1 protein-coding gene and 1 pseudogene are annotated in these 800 nt (G+C 39.4%); both read right to left on the bottom strand.

All coding sequences use genetic code 11. The annotated features are described in order from the left end of the window. Nucleotides 1-227: pseudogene (locus tag ACFILW_RS10325) on the bottom strand (hypothetical protein); the annotation flags it as partial. 3 nt (nt 228-230) lie between these two features. Further along, the coding region (locus ACFILW_RS10320) for a hypothetical protein (RefSeq protein WP_375685794.1) at nt 231-800 on the bottom strand (570 nt) is incomplete at its 5' end.

Raw genomic sequence — 800 nt, 5'->3', positions numbered from 1 at the left:
GCATTTTCGTAAACCTTAGCATCACCAAAAACCTTGGCATAACCATAGACTTTTGCATAATCCCCAATCCAGCAATTACCACGATGCGATAGGTTGTCTTCTTTCTCGATATAGCCTCCTAAATCACCTTTCTCGACGTTTCCAAAGTCTCGTAATGCGCGAATGCGGTGGAGAGTTTTGCCCCCAACTTCGATTGTTTCATCAGTAAATTCGTATTTTTTTTCCATGGTTTATTTCCTTTGGCCAGTTGTGATGATTTCATCATTGATGATCTCTGCGTTTCCATGAATAAATGCATCACCACAGATTTGGGCATTTCCCCCAACTTTTGCTCTGATGGAAATCAATGGATTGTCATAGATTTTAGCATTTCCATAAATTTCAGCTTTTCCACTAATAAATGCACCACCGGAAACTTGTGCATTTTCGTAGATTTGTGCACTGGCAAAAACACGAGCATGTCCAAAAATCTGCGCATTACCAAAAATATTAGTTTCTCCGGTAACAGATGCACTACCAAAAACACATGCATTTTCGTAAATATCAGCAATGTTATAAATATAAGCATCACCATAAACCTTGGCTTTGTCATAAACTCTTGCATGACCATCTACACGAGCGTTTCCATAAACATGTGCATCACCAAAAACCTTGGCATAACCATAGACTTTTGCATCATCACCTACCCAGCAATTGCCATCATGACTTAGATTGTCTTCTTTTTGTATAAAACCGCCTAGGTCGTCTGCTTTAACATCATCAAAATCCCTTAAAGCACGAATGCGGTGAAGAGTTTTGCC

The organism is Bartonella sp. TT110JLCBS (assembly GCF_042193405.1).
Lineage (GTDB): Bacteria > Pseudomonadota > Alphaproteobacteria > Rhizobiales > Rhizobiaceae > Bartonella.
Note: the sequence above shows the minus strand (reverse complement) of the source record. Positions and strands in the feature narration are given on the sequence as shown.